The following is a 22507-nucleotide window of genomic DNA, read 5'->3' on the forward strand; positions in this document are numbered from 1 at the left end:
CAATTCCCCTTTCTTACTTAAGTATATCAAATTATTGAAGATTAAAAACTACCTGTATTCACGTTTTCTGGACGATCGACAGGTTTTATTAACTTTCCGCCCTTTTCATCTATAAGATTCGCTTTACCATTTACTTCAATAGAAACACTTTTCACGCCTTTCTTTTCTGTTAAAGATAAAACTAACGACTTCAATACGTAATTTGAAACCATATTTTTATCTGGGTTTATAAATATATTTTCATTAAAGTTTAATGTAAGATTTCCATCTTGTAACTTCGGATTCGTAATCAACTTAACTCCTGGATTAAAATCATTCAGAAGCGATTGATGAATCGGTCCTTTTACAAGTTCATCTACAATTGCTGCATAATCATTTTCTTTTCCTTCTACAACGCGGCGTGTTACTGGTACGTAGTATTGCTGCTTATTATTATTTTGTGCCATAAAATAAAGTGTAACCGGTTTTGTATTTGTTACATCCGCTACTTGTTCATCATCGAAGTTGATACCATTAGCACGGCTCACCCCTTCACCAATCGGTGTACCACCAGCAGGCATCTTTGCCAATTTCTCACCATTTATTTGGAACTGCACTTGTTTTATTTCTTTAAATTGCGTCAACGTCCAGGCTATTGACTCAACCAACTGACGCTCTTCCTCTTTTGCATAGTTTTTCATTTCTTTAGAGAAATCAATGACTGCCGTCCCATCTTTTTTCAAATCTAGTGTCATCGATGTATTCGCTGGAATGACTGCACGGAACCCATTCGGTAATAAATTCGTTACCGGTCCATCTTTCACAAGGTACTCTAACGTTTGCTGAATGACCTCATTCGCTTTCGGAGTAGGTATAGCTAACGTTTGCGGTACAACATAGCCATTTTTATCAACAAGGTATAGTTCTCTATTCACCGTTTGTCCTTGCTTATCTTTCTTAGCTACTTCTTTCTTTCCACCCTCTGTATACGTAACTTGTTTTGGCGGATCAATTTGTTCCGTTGCTTTCTCCTGATTTATAAAGCCACACCCTGTTAGTAAAACAGCGCTCACAGTAGCACCAACAACCCATTTAAAAGTGGATTTAGGCATGCCATTCCCCCCTAAAATCTAAGTTTGTACTATTATGTATACGAGCTGTTTCACTTTTTAGAACAAGCTGTGCTTCCTATAAACAAAAAAACTCCTGATTTCTCAGGAGCTCACTTATATGGATTCTACTATTATTCTTTTTCTAAATGAATATGTTTCACATTTTCAATCGGTTGACCGAACCATTTTGATGCAATTTCTTTAAATAGGCCTATTTTTCCTGTCGTTAAGAAGAGATGATCACTTTGTTCCTCTCCCTCATTCAACATTTTACTATGGTATAAAATTGTACTTACTTCGCGCGCTGTTTCATCACCTGAACTAATGAGTTGTACTTTATCTCCCATTACTTTTTTAATAACAGGACCTAAAATTGGATAATGTGTACAACCTAAAATAAGTGTATCAATATCAGTATTTTTCAGCGGTTGCAACGTTTCTCGTACAACTTCATACGCCATTTCACTTTCAAAATTCCCACTCTCTACAAGCTCAACGAAAGGCGGACACGCTAAACTTTCTACCATAACACGGTTATTAATAGACTTTAGCGCTTCTTCGTATGCACCACTTTTCACCGTTCCAATCGTTCCAATAATCCCAACATGATACGTGTTTGTCACTTTTAAAGCTGTACGTGATCCTGGGTGAATAACTCCTACCACTGGAATTGGTAATTGTTTCTGCATCTCTTCTAATACAACCGCAGTTGCTGTATTACACGCAATAACTAACATTTTGATATTTAAATCTAGTAAATGCTCCGTCATTTCCCACGTAAATTGACGCACTTCTTCTCGAGAACGTGGACCATAAGGGCAACGTGCCGTATCCCCTAAATATATAATACGCTCTTTCGGCAACTGACGAATTAATTCCTTCGCTACTGTTAAACCGCCAACTCCTGAATCGATAACACCGATTGCTCTATTCAACTTCATCACCCGTTTTCTCATTCATCATCTTATTTTATCATTATATTTTACACACTTTAAGTTCGCTAACTTAAACTGCTTCTGTATGAAAATTTTCATTTGTACCTGTATAGACTAGGACTTTTTTATTTTGCTCCTTTTTTTCATAATTTGCAAGACAGAAAAATAACCGACCTTCTATATGAAAGTCGGTTTCTTCTATATAAAGCGCGTATTTATTGCTCCATCTTTTTTTGGAAAGAAGACATTCCTATTAATAAGAAGAAATGAGAAGAAATTAAAATGACAATTAAAATAAAATTCAAACGATAACTATTTGTAGATTCCATAATTTTGCTCGCTACAGCTGGTCCAAATGCCATACCGAAAAAGTTAATTAAATTATATAAACCAAGACCGACTCCAACTTTAGTTGGATGTAATGTTTTCGGTATAAATGTGTTTAATGATACTTGAATAGCTGAATAACTCATAAATGTTAAAATAATCGCCACTACAATAACGACTATGTTCCCATTCGGAATAAACCCTAAAATTAAAAAGCCAACGATCATAATGACAGACGCTACATAAATCATATTCACATTTCCAAAGGAAGGGACAATTTTTCCAGTAATAAAACTAGATACAATACCAAAGAGTGATGCAATAAACAATGCAATTCCGATAACGAATGGAGACAATCCGTGCTCTCTTCCTAACAGCAATGGTAATAATAATAAACTAGCACATAGCGCCACATTCATTATAAATCCGACCACTATTAAACGAAGAAATGGTTTATTTGCAAACAACTCAATATCAATAAATGGATGCTCCGCGTTCTTCATACGAACCGTGAATAAAAATAAGAAAACTACCGATAACACAAATAGCCAACTATTAATATTTACACCTAATAAAACAGTCGTAATGAACGCAAATAATAACACCGCTCCAATGTAATCAAAATGAAACGCTTCATCCGTATGCTGTGCTTCTTCTGGCATAAATTTTATAAGCAAGAAAATCCCAACTACTGAAATAACCATAAATAAAAATAAATATGGCCAACCCAATGTATTTGTAATAGCCCCGCCAACTAAAGGACCAATACCTATTGCTAATGCAATAGAAGAACTGATCATCGCTAATGCATCAGACTTCTTATCAGGAACAACTAATTTTGCCACTGCAATCATACTAAGCGCAATAAACGCCGCTCCTCCACTCGCCTGCACTAATCTTGCAAGAATGGTAATCGTATAAGATTGATTCATAAATCCAATAATAGAACCCGCTACAAATATGATGATTGAAATAATTAATAATTTTTTTACACTGTAACGATCAGCCAGCTTCCCATAGATCATCGAACCAATACCGACAACCAAGGAATAACCTACTACAACCCAGCTTACTTTCGATTGGCTAATGGATAAATCATTAGCAATATCTTCTAACGCTATATTAAATAAAACCGCATTCATCGGTCCTAATAAAACGATAAAACATAATGTAAGAACAAACCATTTTGAATGGTTACTTATATCTTTCCCCATGTGTAGCACCTCTCCTGATTGTAGTAACTGTAAATGAAAAATAAAGTGAAACTTTAATCAGCGGGTGGTCTTCATCCTCCGCTATCACCACTAAACAACTTCATCAAATGTATAAATTTATCGCGCGACAAACTGAATTCGAAACGAAGCATGTATGTTGTTCGATATTCATGGAACTATCATAGTTTCAGCATTACAGTTTGTCAACGAAAAATATACAAAGTGAACTAAATTAGTGTTTTTAGTTTACTTTGTTCAAGAATTGTTATACACTAATTTCGAATCCGATATAAGGAGGACTGACGTGGTTATTCAAGTTTGCAATTTCTAACTTAATAAAATTAAGTAAATAAAGAGCTTTTATATAGAAGAAACATTATAGGAGGATTATGATGAAGAAAAAAATGTTAGTCGTATTAACGAGCGTAGAAAAATATCCAAATTTAAATAGAGCTACTGGTCTTTGGCTTGGTGAAGCTGTCCATTTCGTTAAAAAAGTAGAAGAAGCTGGTTACGAAGTAGATTATGTCAGCCCACAAGGCGGTTATACACCAATTGATCCGCATAGTTTAGCAATGGCGGAGAGCATCGATTGGGAATGGTATCAAAAGAAAGAATTTATGAATCGTCTCGGTTCTACAATGAAACCGAGTGAAGTGAATCCAGCAGACTACTCCGTCATTTATTACGCAGGCGGTCACGGTGTAATTTGGGACTTCCCAGAAAATAAAGAACTTCAAATGATTAGCCGCAACATTTATGAAAATGGCGGAATCGTTTCCTCTGTTTGTCACGGAGCTGCTGGTTTATTTCATATCACATTAAGTAATGGGGAACGTTTAATTAGTGGTAAAAAAGTAACAGGTTTTTCAAACGAAGAAGAAAAACTAGCTGAATTAGATCAATTTGTTCCATTTTTAACAGAAGATGAACTCATTAAAAATGGAGGACTTTACGAAAAAGCTGCGCAACCTTGGGAAGCTTATGCTATAGAAGATAATCGTGTTATCACTGGTCAAAACCCAGCTTCAGGTGGTTCAGTAGCTGAATTAGTATTACAACACGTAAACAAATAACAGGTGATAAAAAAAGCAGGTTTTCCATTATCATAGGAAAACCTGCTTTTTTACGAAATCATTTGCAAAATAGCAATAACTTCTTTTTCAATTTCGGAATCATCAATTGTATCTATATACTCTGGTTTAAAAAGTTGATACTTCTTCAATTGATAAAAATCAAGTATCGCTTTCTTTAACGTAATATCGTACTGAATACAAAAAGAATGATCTATAATACGTCTTAACATCACATCATCTTGCACCATAAATAATTGTGCGTTCATTTTATTAAAGTAGCCTTGTTCCATACCCGCTTCAAAAAACATTTGCAAATTATGATTACGATTTTGTTGTGCAGTGACTAGCTGATCAGATAAATGCGGATATGCCTCTTTCAAATCTTGTAAAAAGACATCAGAAATATATGTCACACATTTTAAAGAGTGGATAAACGTCTTTTGGAAACGTTCTGCAAAAGACATACTTTCATCTTGATTATCCGCATCTCCTTCAAGAAGGTAGTTCATAAAATCTTCTACCACTGCTTCAATAATCTCATCTTTTGAAGAAAAACGTTTATATAAAGTAGCTTTACTAATATCCATATATTTCGCAATTTCATCTATTTTCAATTGGCTAAAACTCGTTTTTCTAATAACGGGCTTTATTTTATTAATATAAGTATTTGCACACGCAACTTTTCTCATTAAAAGAGCCTCCCCTTTTGTCCATACAAAATAGTATAGCAAATTCACGATTAATTATAAATGAAGTCACTATACTCAATACATCTTTTTAGTTTAAATCTTTTTCATTTACACTACTGAAAAAATGCCCGCTACCTTTATGAGTAGCGAGCACCTTTTCTATAATTTATTTACAGCTCTTCTTATAGCTTTCCCTATTTCCATACTAGACTGCGGGTTTTGCCCTGTAATTAAACGCCCATCTACTACTACATGCGGTGTGAAATTTGGAGCAACATAAAACAAAGCTCCTTCTTCTTTCAATTTACTTTCTAATAAAAACGGCACTCGCTTTTCTAAATGCACAGCTTTTTCCTCATCGTTTGTATAACCTGTTATACGCTTACCGGCAACAAAAAACGAGCCATCTTTATTTTTCACACCGACTAAAGAACTTACTCCGTGACAAACAGCCGCTACAATCCGGTTATTGTTGTACATATTCTCAATCAAATTTGCAACATATGGATTACCTGGAAAATCTACAATTGCCCCGTGCCCACCACCAAATAAAACCGCATCATAATCCGAAAAATGAACATTTGAGATCGGCTTCGTATTTTGCAATAAAGAAGCGACATACTTAAATTCACGAGGTATCCCGTTCGGAATAGACACTCTATCAATAGGTACTTTACCGCCCTTTATCGACACAATATCAACATCGAACTTAGCTTTTTTAAATACATTATAAGGAGCTGCGAGCTCTTCCAGCCACAAACCAGTCGGGTGTCCATTCATATCATGAGCGCTTGTTGAAACTAACAATATCCTTTTCAACATATCCCCCCTCCTTACTACCTATTTATGTATGGAATGTTCTTATCATTCATATAGCAAGCGGAAAAAACGATAACAACAAGCTGACCTTTTGTATAAAAGTCAACTTGTTGTTATCGTTTGAATTCTTTCGTACGAAGATTTTCACAACCTTATAACTTTTATCTCCAACGCCACGCAATCGTGTTATCCTCCATATGAATAGCAGGTATATCAATCCCTAAATACCGCTGATTATCCTCATCAAAAACAGACCAATTTCCTTCATATAAAAATTCAGGATCTATGCTTTCAAAATCAAATCCACTATCTTCGTCTACCATCTCACGAAAATATTTTTGGAACGGTTTACTATTTTCATATAGACGAATTGTTCCATACATCCATGGCATGTCTCCAAAAACATCTTTAATTTCACCTATCTCCATATCCTTAAAATACAACTTCATATTTGCACCTTCTTATTTGTAAATGACAAAGATACCTACCCTGAATGCCTCATCATGTTCTAAAGTAGTTATTTTTAACGTTTCTTTCTTAAACATATCTTCCTTCTCAAAGTCTGAAATACCTTTTTAAGTTCAAAATATAAACAGAAAAATAGCCGACTTTTCATATAAAAGTCGGCTTTCTTTTTATAGTTCGAGCTCTCCCATGCGAAGAAGCTCAACAACTGCTTGTGAACGTCCTTTAACTCCTAGCTTTTGCATTGCGTTTGAGATGTGGTTGCGTACTGTTTTTTCACTGATAAAAAGTTCACCTGCAATTTCCTTCGTTGTTTTATCTTGAACCAGTAATTCAAATACTTCTCTCTCTCTCTTTGTGAGTAACGGTTTAGATTGATACGCTTTTTCCTTCAACTGGTATAAACCTCCTTGCTTAAGCCAGAGCCGTGTATGTGTAAGTTGGGTGTTTATTTAGTCAAGATATTGTATGAACGAAATGTGCGGGTGGTGAATGAAAATAGGCTTTATTTCACATGTTATTTTAGACTTTTATACAGTGCAGACACTCTTTGTATCCACTCACTTTTCATTACGCCATATTTGTTCTAGTAATATGCTGACAACTGTACCTACGAACAAACCATTTCCGAATATATATTGCATAACAGACGGCAGTGATTGGAGTGCTCCAGACGGTAAAAACATAACACCGCTTCCAAATAATACAGAAACTCCTAAAACCGTTACATTCCTTTCGCTCATTGGCACTTGTTTTATATTATGAAACCCAATTCCAATTAACTGTACGAACGAAGCCATTAAAACCGCAGATGCGACAGCGGGTGGTAACGATGCTAAGTAACGAATAATATTTGGAAACAACGACATTACGACTAGTAACAAACATGCTAGTAAGAACGATCGTATATATTTTTGTTTCGTTAAACGTATAAATCCTGCCGTTGCTGGTAACGGCACGACACCTACAGTTGAAAATACAGAAGAAATGATATGCGAAATCCCTCCAACCCACGTACCACCCTTCAACTGTTTTTGTTCAATAGTCCCCTTTTGAATGGTAGCTTGATTAATTGCTATAATAGCTGCCACTGTATTTGAAACTAAAATACATACCATAACGAAACTGGATACAGCCATACCTGTATTCCACTTTGGAAGTCCCCAAGCAAATATATGTGGAAGTTGCACAAAATGAGTTACTTGAGATGGAATCGTCATTTTTCCTGCAATGAGAAAAAGAATCCACCCACTAATTAATCCTATTAAAACCGCATAACTTTTGACAAAACCTTTTCCGAAGTTAGATAGTATAATAACGAAAAGAAATATGCTAAACGCAATTATCGCTGTAAATCCATCGATTTGAGAAACAGTAGCAGTAATTCCTAGCATTCCTTTTAGAAATACACCGCTTAATTGTAAACATAGTAAAAGTAAAAACGTCCCTGTCACAAGCGGCGTGAATAAAAATAAAATACGTCCGATAAAACCAGTGACTCCTAATCCTATTAAAATAACACCGGAAATTATCATTCCTAATTCTAAAATTTGCAACGTACTATGTAATTGATCTTGCCCGGCCGTTGCATAAGCAAGTACGGTAAATACTCCAACCCACGATCCAGCTGGTCCATCCGCAATTGGTAGTCTATGTCCAAGCCACCCTTGTAAAAAAGAAGATATACCAACTACAAAAAACGTACGCTGCATTAAATAAAATATTTCTTCCGTTGTAAGATGAAATAATCCGCCAACGACAATTGGTAGTGCGATTGAATTCGCTAATAAAAATATAAACCATTGCAAAGTTCCCATAATATGATTTTGGTTATGTTGATTGTCCAAATTTTTCATCCTTTCTAGCTTCCCTATAAGAAATATATTGCAAGCATAACAAAGAAGGGTTCTACACTCACAATTAGAACCCTCCTCAAAACATTTACACGATTCTTTTACACAAGATTATTTAATTCCACCTCATTTAAACTTCCAACAACAATATTCCCTTTATGCACGACTAAACGTTTCTCTGTTTGACGCGCTACCGCTTCAGCAGTACATGTTGCATTCGTCAAAACAAAACTCGCTTCATCTCCTACATTCGGCCATGCTCGCTTCCCTTCATTGTTTAACGTTTCTTTTCCTCCCGTAATAAAGTGAAGGGCTTTTCCTAAAGACCTTTCGTCACTCCACCCAAAACGTTCCGCTAATCGATTTGCCTTTTGCAGCATATCACCTGTGCCAAACGGTGACCAATGATCAGTAATACTATCATTTCCTAATGAAACTTTCACACCTTTTTTATCTAATAACGGAATTGGGATTACTTGTTTCCCAATTGGCACCGTTGAAGTAATATCAATATTTAAAGCAGCTAGTCTTTCCGCCACTTCTTCAACTTCTTTATCCGTAACACCACCAAGTCCAAGTGCATGACTAATTGTTACGCGACCTTGCCATCCCGCTTCTTCTGTTAAACTTGCCAATCGCTTCATCGTAAACGTCCCAAGATTATTCGCATCATGCAGATGAATATCAACATCCGCATTAAATTCTACTGCGATATCCATAATGGTATGTAATGATTTTTCAATATCATTATCCACTGTAGCTGGATCCACTCCACCGACTAGATGCGCACCCATACGCATCGCATCTTTCACAAGTTGTACAGAATTACTGCGCAATAATCCATGTTGCGGAAAAGCAACAATTCTACCAGAAACCTGATTTTTATATGTTTCCAACGCCGCTAACGTCGCCTCCAAATTACCAAGTCCAATAATCGGATCAACATTACAATGCGTTCTTATATTCGTTGCACCATTTCGAAGCAATAACGCTAACATATTTTCCGCCCTATCTTGAGCAGTTGCTAATTGCTTCGGCAGAATTTTTTCTTCTTCATTAAAACGCGTAAAAATATTCTCTGCTGGCATACAAGCTTTCCAAGGGCCACTATAATATGTCTTATCAATATGAATATGCATCTCTTCGAAAGCTGGCAAAATCAATAAACGATTAGCATCAAGAATTAATACTCCTTCCTCTTGAACAGCCCCTGCTATCATTTTTTTAATTCGTCCATCTTCAATGAGTAAACTACATAACTCTGTTTCTGTTTGGGAAATTCTCCCCTCTTCATATGTATACCCCGATTCAAGCATTACATTAGTCAGCCAATATACTGTCATCTCTATTTCCCCCACCCTTTATTAAAAGTTACCTCTTACTATAATTTTAATATCAACTGAAAATTAAGACAATTAATACGACTGTTCCCTAAAAAAAATGTAATACAACCGCATAGTCTTCTCATAAATTTCCATATAGAATAGAAGTATATAGCTTGCTATAAAGTGAAACTTTGATCAGTGGGGGGTTGTTCACCCCCCCACTGATCATTAGTTAAACCAATCGGGCTTTTACGGGCAGTTAATCCCCACCTAACTTCTTTGCTTTCGCTGAATTTTTAGGTGGAGTTCTTACTACCCGTTAAAGCGGGATAAAAAGGAGTGGATTGGAAGATGTCAAAAAGGTTATGTAAATCCGAAACTGATAAAATGCTATTTGGTATATGTGGTGGTTTAGGGGAATATTTTGATATTAGCTCTACTCTCATTCGCATACTTTGGGTCATTGCTATTTTATGTTTTGGGACGGGGTTTTTAGTTTATTTTATTTGTTTATTACTTATGCCACGTTCGTACTAGTGGCATCCTGCATATACTTAATCGAAATATAAAAAATCACCTATAGAATTCTATAGGTGATTTTTTTATGAAGAATATTTCATCGTTAAATGTAATACTGCTACTTCATCTTCTTCATTTCTATAACTATGTTTTTTATTCGCTTCAAATTGAATAGAGTCAAACTCATTTAATTCGTATACATCGCTTTCTACTTGAATCGATACTTTCCCTTTCATTACTGTTACAAGCTCAATAGCACCTTCATGATGAGCTTCTGGTTCATATATACTATTCGATCTTAAACAAGCACGGTGCATTTCCATCCCCGTTTCTTTCGTATAGCGGAACATCGTTTCTAAATGCCATGCTTGTCCTACATCTACTGCAAATCCTTCTCCGCAGCGCGCCACAGCTACAGGTTCTCCAACAACCATCAATCTCGATAAAGGAATCGATAACCCTTTCGTTATTTTCCAAATGACAGCTAACGTCGGATTCGTGTCGCCTCTTTCAATCTTTCCTAATGTTAATTTACTAACCCCTGTTTTTTGGGCTAATTCTTCTAAACTTAATTTTTGTTCATTTCGAATTTGTCTTAACAGCTGACCTACTTGCTGAATGACTTCTTTCGTTTGCATATCTTCATGTTCTTTCATCTATAAAACCACCTTAAAGTATAAAATAGTTTACTTTTATTATTTTTAAGTATATTATACTATACATAATCATCAAATTCCGAAAGGAGTGCTATACTTCATGCGCGCAATTTTATTAGGCCTTTTATCATCAGCCTTTTTTTCCGCAACCTTTATTATTAATCGAGCGATGAATGTATCTGGAACGAGCTGGGCCTGGACAGCTTCCTTCCGTTTTTTATTTGCTCTCCCTATTTTATTCCTTATCGTTTTATTTCGCAAAAACTTAAGGGGTTTATGGGAAGAATTAAAGAAACATCCATTAGCGTGGATCGGATGGGGTTCCGTTGCTGGTATTGGTTTCTATTCTTTATTAAGTTTCGCAGCTGTCTTTTCTCCAGCTTGGCTCGTTGCCGGAACTTGGCAAGTTACTATATTAGCAGGTTTACTTTTATCACCATTATTCTTCGTTAAAATAGAAACGAAATCAGGCACAAAACGTGTACGCGGAAAAATTCCACTTCGTAGTTTATATGTCGCATTATTTATTTTACTTGGTGTAATTTGTATGCAAGCGACTGCAGCAGGTCATATTACAATGACTCAGTTCATTTCAGGTTTTTTACCTGTCGTAGTAGCAGCCTTCTTATATCCATTCGGCAACCGAAAAATGATGGAACTTGTTGGCGGACGTCTTGATACGTTCCAACGTGTATTAGGAATGGCAATAGGAAGTCTACCTATAACAATTTTACTTGGTATATACGGATTTTCTACTACTGGTATTCCAACATCCAGCCAAATGTTGCAAGGATTTTTGTTAGCATTATGTTCTGGCGTGATTGCGACGATGACATTTTTCTTTGCTACTGACTTAGCCAAAGATAACCTCTCTCTACTTGGAGCTGTTGAAGCAACGCAAGCTGGAACGATGGTCTTTACCGTGCTTGGCGAAATTGTTTTCTTGAATGGTTCATTTCCTGGTGGTCTTTCCCTACTAGGAATGATTATTATTATGTTAGGAATGGTTGCAAATAGCGTTTTAAACCGTTCTGCTCCAGTCGTTAAGCAGAAAAAAACTGCATAAAAAAGAGTATAGTTCTCTAACAAAGAACTATACTCTTTTTTTATTGTCCCCCTATTTTGCCTTATCAGAATAGTATTTCATTAGCTGTTTATACTAAAACCTATGTTATAATACGTTTCATGCGCAATATTAGGAGGTAAATTATGTTAAAAAAAGCAATCGCTGAATTTATTGGTACATTTGTACTTGTATTATTCGGAACTGGAGTAGCTGTCATTGGCGGCGGAATTGAAGGAATTGGAACATTAGGAATCGCTATGGCTTTCGGTCTATCTATTGTGGCTATGGCATATAGCATCGGAACAATTTCTGGATGTCACATTAACCCAGCAGTATCAGTAGCTATGTTCATCAACAAAAGAATGAACGCTATGGAACTTTGTTATTATGTATTAGCTCAAATTTTAGGTGGTTTATTAGGAACTGCAACGTTAGTAACGATTTTACGCTCTGCTAAAACACCTTTAGATAATTTAGGACAAAATGGTTTTGGAACTCTTGGTTTATCTGGAGCATTTCTAGTTGAATTTATTTTAACTTTCGTATTCATTTTAGTTATCGTTGCTGTAACAGGTAAAAAAGGAAGTTCTTCTCTAGCAGGATTAGTAATTGGTTTCACATTAGTTTTAGTTCACTTATTAGGAATTCCGTTAACTGGAACTTCTGTTAACCCAGCTCGTAGTATCGCACCAGCTCTATTCGCTGGCGGAGAAGCACTTTCTCAACTATGGGTATTCATCGTAGCACCAATTCTTGGTGGTATCGTAGCAGCTATTGTTGGTAAATTCATTTTAAATACTGAAAAATAGAATTTTCAATATTTCTGAATAAAAAAAGGCGAGCCCTCATTATGAGGTTGCTCGCTTTTTTACTCTTTCATTTTAGACTTTAAGTTTGTAACTAATTGATCTACCGTTACATTTGCAAGTACGTTTTCCATCGCTTCTTGCGCTTGCATTAAAATAATTTCTAATACTGATTGAATATTAGCTCCTACTGGACATTCAATGTTGGGATTTTCATGGAAGGAAAATAGTTGTCCTTCTTCTACAACTTCCACTGCTTTATATACATCAAGTAATGTAATTTCTTCTAAATCACGAGCAAGTGTCGTACCACCTTTACCAGCTTGTACATCAACAAGTCCTGCTCTCTTCAACATTCCTGTAATGCGACGAATCACAACTGGATTTGTATTCACACTACCAGCAATCCATTCAGAGGTACAGCGAGAGTTTCGATCTATCGCAAGTAACGTTAACATATGAACACCTACTGTAAAACGACTACTAATCCCCATCTGCACACCCTCCTTTGTATTCATTCTATTAAAAGACGACTCTTATTATTATATACTATTTTTAATTTATACATAAAGAAAAAGCATGATTCCAATAGGAAATCATACTTTTCTCTCATTATTGACGCTTTATAAACTTCGCTAAATCTTTAAATTTCACTTTATCTGAGTAATTCATTACGCCATTTACGTAAATGCGACTTGCAAGCATATTGATGATAACGATAGTCACCAATAAAATTACTAACGTCACACCAATTTCTACAGCACCTGCTTCACCAGCTACAAGTCTTGAAAATGTAACCATAGGTGTAAAGAATGGAATATATGAACTAACTACAGCTAATGTACTATTAGGATCAAATAATGATTTAATACTAATGAAAAATGCTGCTATACCTAACATAGTAATTGGGAACGAAAGAGATTGCACATCCTCAATTTTTGATACAACAGCCCCAACCGCTGCATATAACATTGCATATAGTAAGTAGCCCGTAACAAAATATACAACGAACATACTAATTACTACCGCATCCAATTTAGAAAAGTCTAGTGTAAGTCCTATTAAAGATGCGTTTTCTAAATCTACCCAACCTAATAGATATGGTACAAGAAAACCGAAGGAAGCAATAACTAGTAATAGTAAAGCGCTAGAAACAATTGCTAAAATTTTGGCATGTAGCATTGTTAATGGTTTTACTTTCGGAAGCATTAACTCCATAACACGAGATGACTTTTCAGAGGCTATCGTCGTCCCAATTGCAGTTCCAAACACAATAATAAACATATATAAAGCAAACGAAAAAACATAACCAATTCCAAAGGAAGATGCATGATCCTTTACTGCTTCTTGTTTTAACGGAATTTCGATCTGTAACTGTTTTGCTACTTCGGCAGATACATTATTTTTTTCAATCATTACCGCTGTATACTGTTCCTTTAAATAACTTGCCATAAGTGTAGCAGTTGATTGACTCGGAAAACCACTATACATATACGTCACTTCCGGAATACCATTCTTTTCTGTAATATGGAATAAACCGTCTAAATCCCCATCTTCCACTTGCTTACGTAGCTCATTAAATTTATCCTTATTTTCTACAGTTACCTTAGCAGACGGAAGTAACTTTGTTACATCACTTTCTTGCACTTTATAAGTATCGCTTTCCGTTACTACCGCAAATTTATCTTTTCCTTTATCGTTATCAGCAGTGAAATGATTAAATGCGAAAAGTCCAAACACAACTAAAAATAAAATCGCACTCGTAATTAATGATTTTTTAGATAAAAATGCTTCCCTGAAATAAAATGAAAATACGTGAGAAAATTTACGCATCGTTATTTCGCCCTCTCTACAAAGATTTCGTTTAACGTCGGCTCTAACATTTTAAATTGTCGTAAGGTAACACCTTGTTCTTGCAACTGTTGTAAAATCTTTAGAGCTTCTGCATCATCTTGTACTTGCACATAAAGAAGGCCTTGTTGTTTTTCATACGATACATGAATAGCTTCTAATCCCTTCGCATTCTCTTCTGTATCTTCAATCGTTAAATTACGGAAACCGTACTCTTTTTTAATATCACTTAACTGGCCTTTTACGACTGCTTCGCCTTTTTTCAAAATACATACATGTTGGCAAAAAGCCTCTACTTGTTCCATACGATGACTAGATAAAATAATTGTCTTTCCGCTCTGTACTTGTTCTTCAATAATGCTAGCTAACATTCCAGCATTAACTGGATCCAGTCCACTAAATGGTTCATCTAAAATGAGAAGTTCAGGATTATGAAGAAGAGCAGCAATTAATTGGATTTTTTGCTGATTTCCTTTTGAAAGCTCTCCTGCCGTTTTAAATTTATATTCCGGTATTGCTAATCGCTCTAACCAGTGATCAATAGCAAGATCTACTTCTTTTTTCGACATTCCTTCTAATCTACCAAAATATCGCAACTGGTCTATTACTCTACTTTTTGTATATAAACCTCTTTCTTCTGGTAAATACCCAATCGTTACCCCACTAGTCCCAAATGATTTTCCATCCCATGTAATAGATCCTTCATTAGGCGTTAATAATCCGAGAAGCATTTTGATTGTCGTTGTTTTTCCTGCACCATTTCGTCCAAGTAATCCTAGCACTTCACCTTTTGGTAACGAAATTTGCAAACCGTTCACTGCTTTTGATTCCCCAAATAGTTTCGTTAAGTTCTGAATTTGTAAACTCAAAGTATAAAGCCTCCCCTTTAATATCATTCATACTCTCTTTCAAAGACTATGTTTATTCAGGATAAAATATAGCACTACACTTCATCCTCTTAGTATGTAACATCTCCTTAATCCATCATTTGTTCTATTTAGTTAAAATTGTAAATAATATCATGTCATTCGTCAATTATAATTGTCATTTCGACAATAAAAGTTGTCAAAATGATTTCCATTATTTTTCTCATCTTTCTAATATAGGACATACTACTATATATACAAAAGACAATATGCAAATGTTCATAAAAAAATTTTTATATTTTAATATATAATATAAGATGATTTTCTAACATCAAGGAGGATACATATGAAGATGAAGAGGGGTATTACCACTTTATTATCTGTAGCGGTTCTATCTACATCGCTTGTAGCATGTTCAGGAACACCAGAGAAAACATTGGCAAAAGAAGAAAAAGTAAAATTAACAGAACAGCAATTAATGGCTGATTTATGGTATCAAACAGCTGGTGAAACGAAAGCACTTTACTACCAAGGATACAATATCGGTCAATTGAAGCTTGATGCAGCTCTTGCAAAAGGGACAGAGAAAAAACCTGCTATCGTACTTGATTTAGATGAAACGGTTTTAGACAACAGTCCTCATCAAGCAATGAGCGTAAAAACAGGAAAAGGCTATCCGTATAAATGGGATGACTGGATTAATAAGGCTGAAGCTGAAGCCCTTCCAGGCGCAATTGATTTCTTAAAATATACAGAATCTAAAGGTGTAGATATTTATTACATCTCAAATCGTAAAACGAACCAACTAGATGCAACAATTAAAAATCTTGAGCGTGTAGGTGCTCCTCAAGCAACGAAAGAACATATATTACTACAAGATCCGAAAGAAAAAGGAAAAGAAAAACGCCGTGAACTCGTTTCGCAAACACATGATATCGTCTTATTCTTCGGTGATAACTTATCTGATTTCACTGGTTTTGATGGAAAGTCTGTAAAAGACCGCAATCAAGCAGTATCAGATTCGAAAGCACAATTTGGTGAGAAATTTATTATTTTCCCGAATCCAATGTATGGCGATTGGGAAGGCGCTTTATATGATTATGATTTCAAAAAATCAGATGCAGAAAAAGATAAAATCCGTCTCGACAACTTAAAATCATTTGATGCAAAATAAAGAGGATGGCATTCGCCATCCTCTTTATTTTCCCTTCTCTGTTAAAGGCAAGATAAACACTTCCACACGCCTATTCTTTGCCTTTCCTTCTTGTGTATCGTTTGGAGCAATTGAACGGTATTCTCCGTAACCAATCGCACTAAATTTTTCTGGTTGTAATTCTTTATTTTGGAGTAATACTTGCATAAAATTAACTGCACGCTGCGTACTTAATTCCCAGTTCGATGCAAACTGCGCATTGGCAATAGGGACATTATCCGTATGACCAGATACTGTAATCTCACGAGGTGACGCTGAAACAAGTAAGCTAGACATCTCTTTTGCAATCCCTAGTGATTCTAACTTCACATCTGCTTTCCCCGAATCAAACAGCACATTCTCTAATATTGTCACCATTAATCCCTTTTCAGTTAATTTAGTTTGAAAAGAAGAGGATAATTGTTTCTCATTAATATATTGATCAATCTTTTTTTGTAATGCTTTCAATTCATCCATTTCTTTTCTTTCTTTTTCTCTAGCTTCTTCTTGTTTTTTTGCTTGTTCTGCCTCAAGGCTACTTGCTGATAATTCCTTTTCATCATTTGGCTTCTGATCACTTAAAAACTCTTTATTTCCTGTTCCACCTGCTAATTCGCTTCGAAATGCTACTGCCATCTGTTTGAACTTCGCAGCATCTATACTACTCATCGCAAATAAAACGATGAACAATGCAAATAACAACGTTAACATATCAGAATAAGGGATTAACCAAGTTTCATCGATATGTTCTTCGTGTTTTTTCTTTTTACCTCTTCTATTTTTTTTACTCCGCATTTTTTTCTGCTCCTTTTTCTAGCTTTTTACGTTCAGTTGCAGAAAGTGCACCTAAAATGCGGTTCTTCATAATAAACGGATATGTACCCTCTTGTAACATTAATAAACAATCAATAATTAAACGTTTTTTCTCTAATTCAGCTGCAGATTTTTGCTTTAGTTTATTTGCAAATGGATGCCATAATACATAGCCTGAAAAAATACCAAAAATCGTTGCAATAAAAGCACCCGAAATAGCGTGACCTAACTTTTCAATATCAGTTAAATTGCCAAGTGCAGCTACAAGACCAATAACAGCACCTAAAACCCCTAATGTCGGTGCATATGTACCAGCTTGAGAAAAAATTGCCGCTCCTTTTGCATGCCTTTCTTCAATTGCTTCTAATTCAGCTTCTAAAATCTGTTCTAGATCTTCTGCGGATACGCCATCAATCACAAATTTCATACCACGCAAAAGAAATTCATCTTGAATTTTGTCTAATTGTTGCTCTAAAGACAAAATACCGTATTTTCTACTTTCTGATGTCCAATGAACAAATAATTCTAGCAACTGTTCATAACTTAAATCCTTTTTATTTGAACCAAAAAGAACTTTAAATAATTTTGGAACCCTTTTTAGTTGATTCATCGGAAATGCTATACATACTGCAGCAAATGTACCGATAAAAATAATTAATGCTGCGGCAGGATTCAATAAGGCATTTATGTCAGCGCCCTTGACGACCATCCCTACTACTACCGCTACAAATCCTAAAATAAGTCCAATAATTGTTGCAAAATCCATTCCCATTCACTCCTAGTCTATACAAGAAGTTCTTTATTCTCGATAATCGCTACATCTTCTTATGTATATATATTACATAAAAAATTCATTTCATGAAAGATAAGAAATGAATTAAATGAAAAAATACTACAATTTCACACATTTTCTGACATTTTCTTTGCATTTCTATTACGTTACGACTCTTATATTTCTTTTTCAGTAAACTAGACTTATAATAAAAAACGATACATATTTTATTAAGAAAGGACTGTGATTACAAGGTATCATGAAAAAGATAATCATTATTTCTGCCACTACTATTGTAATCGGTATCACTTCTTTCGCTTACTTTAGTTCTAAATCACCACTACAAAATGAGGCGAAAGCTGTCGAAAGTCAACAGCATAGTAATCACCAAAAAGAAGAGATTCCTGCTTTTCCAAAAGCTGATCATACTGCAAAGAAGCTAGAAAATGATTTTTCCGTTGTAACAAATCCAGAGTCTAATCTTGTCTTAGTTAATAAACATCGAAAACTACCAGACGGATACACACCTGAAGACTTAACAAGACCAAACGTACCATTTACTAGTCCAAAAGATAAAGAAAAAACATTGCTGCGTAAAGATGCTGCAGATGCGCTTGAAAATATGTTTGAAGCGGCAAAGAAAGAAGGACTTGAACTTACAGCTGTATCTGGTTATCGTTCATACAAACGCCAAAAATCATTACATGATACATACGTTAGACGTCAAGGAAAAGCTGAAGCTGATTCAGTAAGTGCCATTCCTGGTACGAGTGAACATCAAACTGGTTTAGCAATGGATATTAGTTCAAAATCTGCTAAATTCCAATTAGAGCCTATTTTTGGAGAGACAGCCGAAGGAAAATGGGTTGCAAAACATGCCCATGAATTTGGCTTTGTAATTCGTTATTTAGAAGATAAAACAGAAACAACAGAATATTCATATGAACCGTGGCATTTGCGCTACGTTGGTAATCCATACGCTACATACATATATAAACATCATTTAACATTAGAAGAAGCAATGAAAGACAAAAAATAAGAGAGCAAATTGCTCTCTTATTTTTCTTTCACTCTATCATTGTAGTAATTTTTTCTTCCATTCTTCAGGCCACGGTTCGCCTTTTCCCGTTTTTTTCGATGCTTGAACCATCATTCCACGGCCGACTAAACAAGCTTCTCCTTCTGCATTCTTCACCATGTAATGCAAATCTAAAGAAGAATTCCCAACCGATCCCGCTTTTACATACACCTTCAACTGTTCATCAAAATATATTTGCTTAATAAAATTACATTGTAAATCTGCAACAACGATCATCGTTTCTGAAGATTCATGCGTCCATTCTTGCATAAATCCAAGTTCTTTAAACAATGCGATACGTGCTTCTTCAAAATAGGTAAAGGCAACGACATTATTTACATGCCCAAACATATCTACTTCACCAAAACGAACTTTTACAGGATTGTAAAATGAAAAACCACTTTCCCATCGCTCAAAGTCTTCAATATAAGAAATCCTCTTCATTGTTTCCTCTCCTTTTCGCCCTCAAAATAAACAGAATAAACAGAAAAATAAAGTTATAAATATTGCCTCTTCAACATGAAGAGGCAATATTTATTAATAGTTATTGTCGCTACCAAAGAAATCTTTAAACGATTGAATTGTTGTATCACGGTTTAATGCCGCAATTGAAGTTGTTAATGGAATACCCTTTGGACATGATTGCACACAGTTTTGAGAGTTACCACAGTTTGCAAGTCCTCCATCTCCCATAATTGCACGTAAGCGATCTGCTTTATGCATTTCACCCGTCGGATGTGAGTTGAATAAACGAGCTTGTGATAACGGTGCTGGTCCAATAAAGTCAGATTTACTATTTACGTTTGGACATGATTCTAAGCAAACACCACATGTCATACATTTTGAAAGCTCATAAGCCCATTGACGTTTCTTCTCAGGCATTCTTGGTCCTGGTCCTAAGTCATACGTACCATCAATTGGAATCCAAGCTTTAACGCGTTTTAGAGCGTTAAACATGCGACTACGGTCAACTTGTAAGTCACGTACAACTGGGAATGTCTTCATCGGCTTTAAGCGAATTGGTTGTTCTAACTGATCAATAAGAGCTGTACATGATTGACGTGGTTTTCCGTTAATCACCATCGAACATGCGCCACATACCTCCTCTAAACAGTTCATATCCCATGCAATCGGAGTCGTTTGGTTTCCTTTTGAATCAACAGGATTACGACGAATTTCCATCAGTGCCGAAATAATGTTCATATTTGGACGATATGGAATTTCAAACTCTTGGTCAAACGCTTGAGCGTCTGGTCCATCTTGTCTCGTAATGATGAGGCGGATTGTTTTCTCAGACATGTTGCTTATCCCCCTTCTCTTCACCCTTAGCAGCTACATCATGTTTTGAGGAATAGTCACGTTTACGTGGTTTAATTAATGAAACATCCACTTCTTCGTAATGGAATGCTGGTGCATTTCCTTCTCCTTCAAATTTCGCCATCGTAGTTTTTAAGAAGTTTGCATCATCACGATTTGGGAATTCAGGTTTGTAATGCGCCCCGCGGCTCTCATTACGGTTATATGCGCCAATTGTAATAACACGTGCTAACTCAAACATATTTGCAAGTTGGCGTGTAAATGAAGCACCTTGGTTACTCCATCTCGCTGTATCGTTAATGTTAATGCGTTTGTAACGCGCCATTAACTCTTCAATTTTCGCATCAGTTTCTAGTAGCTTTTTATTTTCACGAACTACTGTAACGTTATCTGTCATCCATTCTCCAAGCTCTTTATGAAGAACATATGCATTTTCGTTACCATCAAGCGTTAAAATATTGTTAAATTTCTCTGTTTCGATTAATTCATTTTGCTCATATACAGTAGATGAAACAGCATCAGACGATTTAGACAGACCTTTCATATACTCAATCGCGTTCGGTCCTGCTACCATACCACCGTAAATTGCTGATAATAGTGAGTTCGCACCTAGACGGTTACCACCGTGCATAGAATAATCACACTCACCTGCTGCAAATAAACCTGGAATACTTGTCATCTGCTTATAATCAACCCATAGTCCGCCCATTGAATAGTGAACTGCTGGGAAGATTTTCATTGGTAGTTTACGAGGATCATCACCTGTAAACTTCTCATAGATTTCAATAATTCCACCAAGTTTAATATCTAGTTCTTTCGGATCTTTATGAGAAAGATCTAAGTACACCATGTTTTCACCGTTAATACCTAGTTTTTGCTCTACGCAAACGTCAAAGATTTCACGCGTTGCAATATCACGAGGTACAAGGTTTCCGTAAGCCGGATATTTTTCTTCTAGGAAGTACCATGGTTTACCATCTTTATATGTCCAAACACGGCCACCTTCACCACGTGCCGATTCACTCATAAGACGTAATTTATCGTCTCCAGGAATTGCCGTTGGATGAATTTGAATGAACTCGCCGTTTGCATAATATGCGCCTTGTTGATATACAGCAGAAGCTGCTGTACCTGTATTAATAATAGAGTTAGTTGATTTCCCAAAGATGATACCAGGGCCCCCTGTTGCCATAATCACGGCATCAGCTTGGAAACTTTTAATCTCCATTGTTTGTAAGTCTTGTGCAACGATTCCTCGGCACACACCTTCGTCATCAACAACAGCTCGTAAGAAATCCCAACCTTCATATTTCGTTACAAGTCCTGCTACTTCGTGACGACGTACTTGCTCATCTAATGCGTATAGTAATTGCTGTCCAGTTGTTGCACCAGCAAATGCTGTACGGTGATGTTGTGTTCCACCAAAACGACGGAAATCAAGAAGTCCTTCTTCCGTACGGTTGAACATAACACCCATACGGTCCATTAAATGAATGATACCAGGTGCTGCTTCACACATTGCTTTAACTGGCGGTTGGTTCGCTAAGAAGTCCCCACCATAAATTGTATCGTCAAAGTGGATCCATGGAGAATCCCCTTCACCTTTCGTATTTACGGCACCGTTAATTCCACCTTGGGCACATACAGAATGTGAACGTTTTACTGGTACTAAAGAAAATAGTTCAACATTTACTCCTGCTTCCGCCGCTTTAATCGTTGCCATTAAGCCGGCCAAGCCACCGCCGACTACTATAAGTTTCCCTTTCATGCTCTCCCA

24 protein-coding genes are annotated in these 22507 nt (G+C 36.0%); 6 read left to right on the top strand and 18 right to left on the bottom strand.

Going from position 1 to position 22507, the window contains the following annotated elements:
* Nucleotides 1-41: 41 nt before the first annotated feature.
* The 3 genes from gerM to JDS99_RS08835 all read right to left on the bottom strand — a co-directional run bounded on the left by gerM (nucleotide 42) and on the right by JDS99_RS08835 (nucleotide 3567).
* Nucleotides 42-1091, bottom strand: a complete 1050-nt coding sequence (gerM, locus tag JDS99_RS08825) for a spore germination protein GerM (RefSeq protein ID WP_199694947.1) — start codon at nucleotides 1089-1091, stop codon at nucleotides 42-44.
* Between the two features lie 131 nt (nucleotides 1092-1222).
* Nucleotides 1223-2032, bottom strand: coding sequence for a glutamate racemase (gene racE / locus JDS99_RS08830; protein WP_000774000.1), 810 nt, complete (start codon nucleotides 2030-2032; stop codon nucleotides 1223-1225).
* 209 nt (nucleotides 2033-2241) lie between these two features.
* Nucleotides 2242-3567 carry an MFS transporter gene (locus JDS99_RS08835; RefSeq protein ID WP_199694948.1) on the bottom strand — a complete coding sequence of 442 codons (1326 nt, stop codon included), beginning with the start codon at nucleotides 3565-3567 and terminating at the stop codon, nucleotides 2242-2244.
* Nucleotides 3568-3959: 392 nt separating this feature from the next.
* On the opposite strand from JDS99_RS08835, the gene JDS99_RS08840 reads away from it, so the two are divergent.
* Entirely contained in the window at nucleotides 3960-4643 is a 684-nt protein-coding gene (locus JDS99_RS08840) for a type 1 glutamine amidotransferase domain-containing protein (protein ID WP_098858152.1), read from the top strand.
* A gap of 50 nt (nucleotides 4644-4693) precedes the next feature.
* Here the strand turns inward: JDS99_RS08840 and JDS99_RS08845 are convergent, their stop codons facing one another.
* The 6 genes from JDS99_RS08845 to JDS99_RS08870 all read right to left on the bottom strand — a co-directional run bounded on the left by JDS99_RS08845 (nucleotide 4694) and on the right by JDS99_RS08870 (nucleotide 9812).
* Entirely contained in the window at nucleotides 4694-5332 is a 639-nt protein-coding gene (locus JDS99_RS08845) for a TetR/AcrR family transcriptional regulator (RefSeq protein WP_088064521.1), read from the bottom strand.
* 159 nt (nucleotides 5333-5491) lie between these two features.
* Complete coding sequence (locus tag JDS99_RS08850) at nucleotides 5492-6154, bottom strand: type 1 glutamine amidotransferase domain-containing protein (RefSeq protein WP_046956269.1); 663 nt, start codon at nucleotides 6152-6154, stop codon at nucleotides 5492-5494.
* A gap of 158 nt (nucleotides 6155-6312) precedes the next feature.
* On the bottom strand, nucleotides 6313-6600 hold the full coding sequence (locus JDS99_RS08855) for a hypothetical protein (protein WP_048541328.1): 288 nt from the start codon (nucleotides 6598-6600) through the stop codon (nucleotides 6313-6315).
* A 186-nt stretch (nucleotides 6601-6786) separates the two neighbouring features.
* Nucleotides 6787-7011 carry a spore germination transcription factor GerE gene (gerE, locus tag JDS99_RS08860; protein WP_000659484.1) on the bottom strand — a complete coding sequence of 75 codons (225 nt, stop codon included), beginning with the start codon at nucleotides 7009-7011 and terminating at the stop codon, nucleotides 6787-6789.
* A 165-nt stretch (nucleotides 7012-7176) separates the two neighbouring features.
* Entirely contained in the window at nucleotides 7177-8472 is a 1296-nt protein-coding gene (locus JDS99_RS08865; RefSeq protein ID WP_199694949.1) for a purine/pyrimidine permease, read from the bottom strand.
* A 98-nt stretch (nucleotides 8473-8570) separates the two neighbouring features.
* Nucleotides 8571-9812, bottom strand: a complete 1242-nt coding sequence (locus tag JDS99_RS08870) for an amidohydrolase family protein (protein WP_075312488.1) — start codon at nucleotides 9810-9812, stop codon at nucleotides 8571-8573.
* Nucleotides 9813-10145: 333 nt separating this feature from the next.
* Between JDS99_RS08870 and JDS99_RS08875 the strand changes: the two genes are divergently transcribed.
* Nucleotides 10146-10331, top strand: a complete 186-nt coding sequence (locus JDS99_RS08875; RefSeq protein WP_000044335.1) for a PspC domain-containing protein — start codon at nucleotides 10146-10148, stop codon at nucleotides 10329-10331.
* Nucleotides 10332-10396: 65 nt separating this feature from the next.
* Here JDS99_RS08875 and JDS99_RS08880 read toward each other — a convergent pair whose 3' ends face one another.
* Nucleotides 10397-10969 carry a helix-turn-helix domain-containing protein gene (locus JDS99_RS08880; RefSeq protein WP_199694950.1) on the bottom strand — a complete coding sequence of 191 codons (573 nt, stop codon included), beginning with the start codon at nucleotides 10967-10969 and terminating at the stop codon, nucleotides 10397-10399.
* Nucleotides 10970-11069: 100 nt separating this feature from the next.
* Between JDS99_RS08880 and JDS99_RS08885 the strand changes: the two genes are divergently transcribed.
* A complete protein-coding gene (locus JDS99_RS08885) occupies nucleotides 11070-12035 on the top strand; it encodes a DMT family transporter (protein ID WP_098858148.1) in 966 nt (321 codons plus the stop codon).
* A gap of 143 nt (nucleotides 12036-12178) precedes the next feature.
* The gene (locus tag JDS99_RS08890; protein ID WP_000913204.1) at nucleotides 12179-12844 is read left to right on the top strand and encodes an MIP/aquaporin family protein; all 666 of its coding nucleotides are present in this window, start codon (nucleotides 12179-12181) and stop codon (nucleotides 12842-12844) included.
* A gap of 59 nt (nucleotides 12845-12903) precedes the next feature.
* Here the strand turns inward: JDS99_RS08890 and JDS99_RS08895 are convergent, their stop codons facing one another.
* The 3 genes from JDS99_RS08895 to JDS99_RS08905 form a co-directional block, all read right to left on the bottom strand.
* Entirely contained in the window at nucleotides 12904-13335 is a 432-nt protein-coding gene (locus tag JDS99_RS08895) for an Rrf2 family transcriptional regulator (RefSeq protein ID WP_000512998.1), read from the bottom strand.
* 118 nt (nucleotides 13336-13453) lie between these two features.
* Nucleotides 13454-14674 carry an ABC transporter permease gene (locus tag JDS99_RS08900; RefSeq protein WP_199694951.1) on the bottom strand — a complete coding sequence of 407 codons (1221 nt, stop codon included), beginning with the start codon at nucleotides 14672-14674 and terminating at the stop codon, nucleotides 13454-13456.
* A 2-nt stretch (nucleotides 14675-14676) separates the two neighbouring features.
* Nucleotides 14677-15561, bottom strand: a complete 885-nt coding sequence (locus JDS99_RS08905) for an ABC transporter ATP-binding protein (protein ID WP_137014411.1) — start codon at nucleotides 15559-15561, stop codon at nucleotides 14677-14679.
* A gap of 343 nt (nucleotides 15562-15904) precedes the next feature.
* On the opposite strand from JDS99_RS08905, the gene JDS99_RS08910 reads away from it, so the two are divergent.
* On the top strand, nucleotides 15905-16732 hold the full coding sequence (locus tag JDS99_RS08910; protein ID WP_098858145.1) for a 5'-nucleotidase, lipoprotein e(P4) family: 828 nt from the start codon (nucleotides 15905-15907) through the stop codon (nucleotides 16730-16732).
* A 24-nt stretch (nucleotides 16733-16756) separates the two neighbouring features.
* Here the strand turns inward: JDS99_RS08910 and motB are convergent, their stop codons facing one another.
* A complete protein-coding gene (gene motB / locus JDS99_RS08915; protein ID WP_098858144.1) occupies nucleotides 16757-17545 on the bottom strand; it encodes a flagellar motor protein MotB in 789 nt (262 codons plus the stop codon).
* Nucleotides 17535-18329 carry a flagellar motor stator protein MotA gene (gene motA, locus JDS99_RS08920; RefSeq protein WP_060488187.1) on the bottom strand — a complete coding sequence of 265 codons (795 nt, stop codon included), beginning with the start codon at nucleotides 18327-18329 and terminating at the stop codon, nucleotides 17535-17537. The genes motB and motA overlap by 11 nt, the downstream gene beginning before the upstream one ends.
* A 265-nt stretch (nucleotides 18330-18594) precedes the next feature.
* On the opposite strand from motA, the gene JDS99_RS08925 reads away from it, so the two are divergent.
* A complete protein-coding gene (locus tag JDS99_RS08925; protein ID WP_098089276.1) occupies nucleotides 18595-19374 on the top strand; it encodes a M15 family metallopeptidase in 780 nt (259 codons plus the stop codon).
* 36 nt (nucleotides 19375-19410) lie between these two features.
* On the opposite strand, the gene JDS99_RS08930 is transcribed toward JDS99_RS08925, so the two are convergent.
* The 3 genes from JDS99_RS08930 to sdhA form a co-directional block, all read right to left on the bottom strand.
* On the bottom strand, nucleotides 19411-19857 hold the full coding sequence (locus tag JDS99_RS08930; RefSeq protein WP_000822749.1) for an acyl-CoA thioesterase: 447 nt from the start codon (nucleotides 19855-19857) through the stop codon (nucleotides 19411-19413).
* Between the two features lie 93 nt (nucleotides 19858-19950).
* Nucleotides 19951-20712, bottom strand: coding sequence for a succinate dehydrogenase iron-sulfur subunit (gene sdhB / locus JDS99_RS08935; protein ID WP_001291827.1), 762 nt, complete (start codon nucleotides 20710-20712; stop codon nucleotides 19951-19953).
* The gene (gene sdhA, locus JDS99_RS08940; RefSeq protein ID WP_000676749.1) at nucleotides 20705-22498 is read right to left on the bottom strand and encodes a succinate dehydrogenase flavoprotein subunit; all 1794 of its coding nucleotides are present in this window, start codon (nucleotides 22496-22498) and stop codon (nucleotides 20705-20707) included. The genes sdhB and sdhA overlap by 8 nt, the downstream gene beginning before the upstream one ends.
* Nucleotides 22499-22507 lie beyond the last annotated feature (9 nt).

The organism is Bacillus cereus group sp. N6, assembly GCF_016483705.1.
Lineage (GTDB): Bacteria > Bacillota > Bacilli > Bacillales > Bacillaceae_G > Bacillus_A > Bacillus_A wiedmannii.